This window comes from Nitriliruptor sp. (assembly GCF_040882075.1).
Classification (GTDB): Bacteria; Actinomycetota; Nitriliruptoria; order Nitriliruptorales; family Nitriliruptoraceae; genus Nitriliruptor.
In genome coordinates this window covers 45170-52664 of sequence record NZ_JBBEBZ010000228.1, presented here as the reverse complement: position 1 = coordinate 52664, position 7495 = coordinate 45170, and the positions used below count along the sequence as shown (strand labels likewise).

Annotated in this window: 6 protein-coding genes; 2 read left to right on the top strand and 4 right to left on the bottom strand. The window is 72.1% G+C overall.

Features of this window, described 5'->3' with window-relative positions; all coding sequences use genetic code 11:
* The 4 genes from ctaD to WEB03_RS16635 all read right to left on the bottom strand — a co-directional run.
* Window positions 1-1648 (bottom strand): cytochrome c oxidase subunit I (gene ctaD, locus WEB03_RS16650; RefSeq protein WP_368072041.1); only part of this gene is annotated, 1648 nt, incomplete at its 3' end.
* Between the two features lie 14 nt (window positions 1649-1662).
* Window positions 1663-2838: a cytochrome c oxidase subunit II gene (gene coxB / locus WEB03_RS16645; protein WP_368072040.1), complete on the bottom strand. Its 1176-nt coding sequence runs from the start codon at window positions 2836-2838 to the stop codon at window positions 1663-1665.
* A 224-nt stretch (window positions 2839-3062) separates the two neighbouring features.
* Window positions 3063-3827 (bottom strand): ABC transporter permease, encoded by a 765-nt coding sequence (locus WEB03_RS16640; protein ID WP_368072039.1) that lies wholly within the window; start codon window positions 3825-3827, stop codon window positions 3063-3065.
* The gene (locus tag WEB03_RS16635) at window positions 3824-4819 is read right to left on the bottom strand and encodes an ABC transporter ATP-binding protein (RefSeq protein ID WP_368072038.1); all 996 of its coding nucleotides are present in this window, start codon (window positions 4817-4819) and stop codon (window positions 3824-3826) included. The genes WEB03_RS16640 and WEB03_RS16635 overlap by 4 nt, the downstream gene beginning before the upstream one ends.
* Before the next feature lie 176 nt (window positions 4820-4995).
* Here WEB03_RS16635 and WEB03_RS16630 point away from each other — a divergent pair, with 176 nt between their 5' ends.
* Window positions 4996-6327 (top strand): AI-2E family transporter, encoded by a 1332-nt coding sequence (locus WEB03_RS16630; RefSeq protein ID WP_368072037.1) that lies wholly within the window; start codon window positions 4996-4998, stop codon window positions 6325-6327.
* 303 nt (window positions 6328-6630) lie between these two features.
* The coding region (locus WEB03_RS16625; protein ID WP_368072036.1) for a 50S ribosomal protein L11 methyltransferase at window positions 6631-7495 on the top strand (865 nt) is incomplete at its 3' end.

Below are 7495 nucleotides of genomic sequence, written 5' to 3'. Positions count from 1 at the left end.
GCGCGCCGGTCTCGTCCTCGGCGTACTTGCGGTGCCAGAACTCGTCGCGGTGGGTCACCACCGGGATAGCGTCGAAGTTGTGCACCTTCGGAGGTGAGTGCGTCAACCACTCGAGGGTGCGGGCGTCCCAGGGGTCGAGCCCTGACGGCTCGCCACCCTTGATGCTCTTGAGCAGGTTCACCAGGAAGATCACCGCGGACACGGCGAGCACGCCCACGCCGATGGTGCTCAGCAGGTTGTACAGCTCGACCTCGCCGCCGAGCTCGGCGGGCAGCACCGCGGTGCGGCGCGGCTGGCCGAGCAGGCCCGACATGTGCATCGGGCCGAAGGTGAGGTTGAAGCCGATGAGCCAGGTCCAGAAGTGGAGCTTGCCGAGCCCCTCGTTCATCAGCTTCCCGGTGACCTTCGGGAACCAGTAGTACATGCCGGCGATGAGGCCGAACAGCGCACCACCGAAGAGCACGTAGTGGAAGTGGGCGACCACGTAGTAGGTGTCGTGCTGCTGGGCGTTGTGCGGCACGACGGCGTGGGTCACCCCGGACAGCCCGCCGATGGTGAACATCGACACGAAGCCGATCGAGAACAACATGGCGGAGTTCAGGCGGAGCTTGCCGCCCCACATGGTGAACACCCAGTTGAAGATCTTGATCCCGGTGGGCACGGCGATGAACATCGTCGACAGCGCGAACGCCGACCGCGCGACGGGACCGATCGCCGAGGTGAACATGTGGTGGGCCCACACGCCGAAGCCGATGAAGCCGATCGCGGCGCCGGCGAAGACCACCGCGGCGTACCCGAACAGTGGCTTCCTGGAGAACACCGGGAGGGTCTCGGACACGATCCCCATCGCGGGGAGGACCATGATGTAGACCTCGGGGTGACCGAACAACCAGAACAGGTGCTGCCACAGGATCGGGTCGCCTCCGCTGGCCGGGTCGAAGAACTGCGCCGCGAAGAGGGTGTCGAACTGCAGCATGAACAGCGCGACGGCGATGACCGGCATCGCGAACAGCAGCAGGAAGTTGGTCACCAGCGCCATCCAGATGAACACCGGCATACGCATGAACGTCAGCCCGGGCGCACGCATGTTCAGGATGGTGGTGATGAAGTTGACCGCCGCCGCGAGCGACGACACGCCGAGCATCTGCAGACCGATGGCGTAGAACGCCATGTTGGACACGCCGTCCTGGGCGAGGGGCGCGTACCCGGTCCAGCCGCCGTTCGGTGCTCCACCGAGCAGGAACGAGCTGTAGAGGAAGATGCCGCCGAACAGGTAGCCCCAGTAGCTGAAGGCGTTCAGTCGCGGGAAGGCGACGTCCCGAGCGCCGATCATCAGCGGGATCAGGTAGTTGAAGAACGCCGACGACAGCGGCATGACCACGAGGAAGACCATCGTGATGCCGTGCATCGTGAACAGCTGGTTGTACATCTCGGCGGTCAGGACCGTCATCTCCGCGCCGGCGAGCTGGGCGCGGACGAGCGAGGCCTCCAGCCCACCGAGGGTGAAGAAGACCAGCACGGTCCAGAAGTAGAGGATCCCGATCCGCTTGTGGTCGGTGGTCGAGATCCAGCTGACGATGCCGCGGTCGCCGGTCGGGCGTCGGAACACGCCGCCCTGCTGCTGGCGTTCGGCGGTGGCGGTGGCCATCTCGCGTCTCCTCGCTACTGCAGGGTCATGAGGTAGGCGACCAGGGCGTCGATCTCGTCCTCGGAGAGGTCGAGGTTCGGCATCCCGATCCCGTTGGACTCCCACTGCATGGGCTTGACCGCGTTCGGGTCGGCGAGCCACGCACGCAGGTTGTCCTCGTCGAGGTCCTGGATGGCGCCCGCGAACTCGCTGCGGCTGAACAGGTGGGTGAGGTCGGGTCCCTGGCCAGCGCTGCGGGCGCCACCCTCGGTGTAGACCTGGTGGCACTGGATACAGGCCTGTCGGTCCGCGCCGTCTGGACCGGGGCCGAGCTCCTCGAACAGCCCACGGCCCTCGGCCTCGAGACCGCCCTCGGGTTCGGCGGCCGGGCTGCTCTGGTCCTCGAGCCACTGCTGCCACTCCGCCTCGTCGAGGGCGATGGCACGGGCGCGCATGTTCACGTGGGACAGGCCGCAGTACTCGGCGCACTGACCGATGTAGGTGCCCGGGTCGTCCGCCTGGAGGTTCAGGAAGGTGGTCTGACCGGGGACGACGTCCTGCTTGCCGCCGAGCCGCGGGATCCAGAACGAGTGGATGACCCCGCGGTCGGGCGAGCGCTGGTTATCGGCCGCGGTCATCTCCAGGCGCACCGGGACGCCGGCGGGGATGACCAGCTCGTTGGCGGTGAAGATCGACTCGTCGAGTCCGAACGCCTCGGCGGGGTACTCGTACTCCCACCACCAGCGGTGACCGATCACCTGGATGGTGACGGTCTCCGGGTCGTCCGGTTCGTCCATCTGCGCGAAGATGCCCTGGACGGTCGGCACCGCGATGGCGGCGAGGATGAGGGCCGGGATGACGGTCCAGATGATCTCGAGGCGGGTGTTGCCGTGGACCTGGACCGGCAGGGACCCGTCGTCGTCCGCGCGGCGGCGGAACTTGACCACCGAGTAGACGATCAGCCCCTGCACGAAGATGAAGACGCCGAGGGCGAGGATGAACACGATCCGGATCAGGTCGTGGGGACGCTGCGCGTAGGGCCCGGCGGGGTCGAGCGCGGACTGCGCCGACTCCGCGCTGCACGCCGACAGCAGCAGCACGGCGCCGACGCCGAGCACCACCTTGGCGAAGGTCGACCGCCGGGCTCGGGCCGCAGCCGCGAGACCCACCACACGGTCACCCGGTCCCGGGCGCACCTCGGTCTGCCGCAACGTCGCATCTCCTCGTGTCGGGTCCGCGGCGGTGCGACGCCCACCCGCGGACGCGGAGGGATGTCGAGCGCAGGGACCGTCGGGGGGACGACCGGACGGGCGAGCGGTCGGTCGTGCGACGGAGGGTAGCCGTTGGCTCTCGAGCGACCCAACCAGCAGCGGAGGGCGTGCGGGGGACCTCCTGGCACCCCCGAGGGCGTTCGGACGACCGCTGGCACGGGTGTTCAGGGCTCCCAGCGGAAGGTGCGCGCCGCGACCGCGGCAGCTGCGGCACCCCAGCCCACGACCACCAGCAGAGGACCCGTCGCGGAACCGCCCTCGAGCGCGGCGCGGAGCGCCTCCGCGAGCGCCCCGAGCGGGAGCATGCGCCCCACCGTCGCGAGACCGTCAGGCAGGACCGAGGCGTCGAAGCTCACGCCGCTGATCACCAGCAGGACGAGGAACAGCGCGTTCGACAGCGCCAGGGTCGCCTCCGCTCGGAGGGTGCCAGCCAGCAGCAGGCCGAGCGCGGTGTGGGCGACGGCCCCGACCAGCACGATCGCGATCGCCACCCCGATCCCCGTCGTCGGGCGCCACCCGAGGGGGCCGAGCGCCAGCGCCAGCGTCAGCGCCGTCTGGACCAGCAGCAGTGCCGCGACGGCGATGCCCTTGGCGGCCAGGAACCCGGACCGAGGCAGCGGCGTCCCCCCGAGCCGCTTGAGCACCCCGTACTTGCGCTCGAACGCGGTCTGGATCGCGACGGCGACCAGGCCGGTGGCAGCGGTCGAGATCGCCAGCACCCCGGGGACCAGGAACTCCACGCTCGACCGGTCACCGGTCGGCAACACGTCGACGCTGGAGAAGAACACGAGCAGACCGAGCGGGATACCGAAGGTGACGAGCAACGACTCCCCCGACCGGACCAGCAGGCGCAGCTCCATGCCCGCCTGGGCGAGGATGGCGCGCACCAACGGTGTGCGGCGATCGGCGGGTGAGGTGGTGGCGCTCACCGGCGTCCCCCACGGCGACGGGCTGGCACCGGATCGGGAGCAGCCTCGGAGGCCGCGGTGGTCAGCCGCAGGAACACGTCCTCGAGGCTGCGCTTGCCGGCCCGGATCTCGCCGAGCGCGACGTCGGCGGACTCGAGCCAGGCGGCGAGGCGGGCGATCCGTCCCGGGGAGGCCGCGGCGTGGACCAGGTACCGGCCAGGTCTCGGCTCGGTGACCGGCGCATCGACGGCCCCCGTGAGCACGTCGAGGTCGAGGCCCGGGCGGGCCGTGAACTCGAACTCGTCCCGCTCCCCGTGGGTGAGCTCGTCGGGGGTGCCGAGCGCGACCAGGCGACCGCCGTCGATGATCGCCACGCGGTCGGCGAGCTCCTCGGCCTCGTCCAGCAGGTGGGTGGTCAACACGACCGTGACCCCGGCCGACCGCAGCTCACGGACGTGGTCCCACGTCGCCCGGCGGGCAGCGGGATCGAGCCCGGCGGTCGGTTCGTCGAGGAACAGCACCTCGGGACGGCCGACGACGGCCAACGCCAGCGACAGGCGCTGCTTCTGCCCACCGGAGAGGTCGCGGAAACGGGTCCGGCGCGCGTCCCCGAGACCCACGCGCTCGAGGAGCTCGTCCGGGTCGAGCGGGTCGAGGTGGAACGCCGCGAAGAGGCGGAGCACCTCGGCCGGGCGGGCCAGGGGGTAGACGCCGCCCTCCTGGAGCATCAGCCCCACCCGGGGCCGCAACGCCCGGGCGTCACGCCGGGGATCGAGCCCGAGCACCCGCACCGTGCCCGCATCGGGGCGTCGGTAGCCCTCGCAGCACTCCACCGTGGTGGTCTTGCCGGCACCGTTCGGGCCGAGCAGCGCCAGGGTCTCCCCCGGCGCGACCTCGAGGTCGAGACCGTCCACGGCCGTCGTCGGCCCGTACCGCTTCACGAGCCCCGACACCTCGATCGCCGGGGCGCCCACGTCCGGGGGCGGGGCGGCGCCGGGGCGGGGGTGCGGCACGGTGGACCTCACGCAGAGCGGCGGACACGGCCCGGGGGCCGGGACGGGGCGGAGGGTAGCCGCGGACCCCCGCAGCCTCGGGCCGGCGCACGCCCGTGCCGCGGCCGGTCCGACGACCCACGCACCGGGCGACCCGGCCGTAGGCTGCGGCGCGCCAGCGGCGCGAGAGGAGCACCGTGGACGCACGTCCGCCGGAACCGGGGGTCACCCCCGACGACACCGGTGAACCCGGGAGCCCCGCGGCCGACACCGTGCGCGGCGCGGCTGCCGACCCTGCGCTCGCCGCAGCCGAACGGGTCCTCCGGGCCGACGCCCACGCGCCGCGGCCGCAGCGCCGGCGCCACCGGTTGCCCGAGCGGGGGACACCGATCGCGGCGATCGCGATCGGCGTCGCCGGCGGTCTGCTGCTCGCGCAGGTGGCGACCGCGCTCGGTGGGCGTCTCCAGGGGCTGCTCTCGATCCTGGTGATCAGCCTCTTCCTCAGCTTCGCGATGGAACCCGCCGTGCAGTGGCTCGCGCGACGGGGCCTGCGTCGCGGTCTCGGGACCTGGCTGGTCTTCCTCGCCGTCATCCTCGCCATGGGCGGCATGGTCGCCCTGATGGTCCCGCTCGTGGCCGAGCAGGTCCGCAACCTGGTGGAGGCCGGCCCGAACCTGCTCGACGACGTGGCCTTCCAGGCCGAGGAGCTGCTGCCCGGCGATTCGGGGGTCGCCGTCGCCGAGTGGCTGCAGGAGCAGGCGAGATCGCTGCCACGGCAGCTGCCGCAGCTCGCCGGCGAGGTGGGTCGCGGCGCCATCGGCATCGGGCAGACGCTGCTCGGGATGGTCTTCCAGCTGCTGACCATCGCGCTGATCGTCTTCTACCTCGTGGCGGACGGCCCGAAGCTGCGAGCGCGGCTCGCCCGGCGGTTGCCGCCCCGCGAGCAGGTGCGGGTGCTCGGGCTCTGGGAGCTGGCCGTCACCAAGACCGGTGGGTACGTCTACTCGCGGGTGCTGACCGCCGTCGTGTCGACGATCTTCCACGGCGTCGCCTTCACCGTCCTCGACCTCGAGTACGCGATCGCGCTGGCGGTCTGGGTCGGTGTGGTCTCTGCCGTCATCCCCGCGGTGGGGACCTACATCGCCGGAGCGCTGCCGGTCATCGTCGCGCTCGCGGACTCCCCCGGTCGAGCGCTCGCCGTCGTGGTCGCGATCACGCTCTACCAGCAGGTCGAGAACTACATCGTGGTCCCCCGCATCACGGCGAGCACGCTCGAGCTCCACCCGGCGGTCGCCTTCGTCTCCGTCGTCGCTGGAGCGGCCGTCGGCGGCGCCACCGGTGCGCTCCTGGCGCTGCCGGCGGTCGCGATCGTCGCCGCGCTCATGGCCGCGGCCGGTGAGGAGTACGACGTCCTCGAGCACCAGCTGCTCGAGACCCGGCAAGCCGGCGCCCGCCAGCTGATCCAGGACGCGCAAGCTGCCGGTGACCGCACGGCCGGTGGGGGCTCCACCACCTCCGACCAGGACTGAGGTCCCGGTTCCGACGGGACTCTAGGCGTAGGGCGCGCGCGTCATCGGCGTCAACGCGCGCGTCACGCGGACGGGAACCTCGTGGCCCGTGAGGTGACGTGTCTCCGCGCCCGCCCCGGTGTACCGTCGTTGCGCGGTCCACGACCGCCGCGGCCCCGTGTGTCCCCCCGTCGCACGGGGCCGCATCGTGTCTCCACCCGTCCCGGCGGAGCGGCCGGGGGCCCAGACGAGCGGCCCGACCGGTCCCGGTGCGAGCACCAGGTGGCGGCGTGGCACCCTCCTGCCCCCACCCGAGGAGCCCGTGTGCGACCCGCCGACGGCGATCGTCCCGCTCAGCACCGGTACACCGTGCCGGTCGCGCGCGAGGACGCCGAGATCGTGGCCGCCACGCTCTGGACCGTCGGCGCGACCGGCGTGTGGGAACGGCCGGGCGAGCTGATCGCCTGGTTCCCGACCCGTGACGTCCCCGGCCTGCCGTCCGGTGGCGAGTTGGCCGACGAGCCGGACCGCGACTGGCAGGCGGAGTGGAAGGCGACCATCGGGCCCGTCCGGGCCGGCCGGTTCTGCGTCGTCCCGACGTGGACGATCGACACCCACACCGCGGAGGCCGGCGAGGTGACCATCGTCCTCGACCCCGGGCGCGCGTTCGGATCCGGGCACCACGCGACGACCGCGCAGTGCCTCGAGCTCCTCGACGAGCTCGCCGTCGAGCCGGGACGGGAGCCCGGGGATCTCACCCACCTCCTCGTCGCGGACGTCGGGTGCGGCAGCGGGGTGCTGGCCATCGCGGCGGCCATGCGGGGCGCCCGGGCCGTCGGCACCGACATCGATCCGGAGGCCCTGGCGGTGACCGACGAGAACGCCGACCGCAACGAGGTGGATCTGACCACCGCCGTCGGCAGCGCGGCGGCCGCGACCGAGCTGCTCGGCGCGCCCGCCGACGTCGTGCTCGCCAACCTCGTGACCGACACGCTCGCCGAGCTCGCCGGGTCGCTGGTCGCCGCCCTGGCACCGGGTGGGACCTTGCTCGCCTCCGGCATCGCTGCCGACCGGGCGGACGTCGCGACGGGTCCCCTCGAGGCCGCCGGGCTCCACATCGACGAGCGGCGTGAACGTGACGGGTGGGTCGCGTTGCGTGGTCATCGCGTCGGTGCTGGCGCTGCGGACG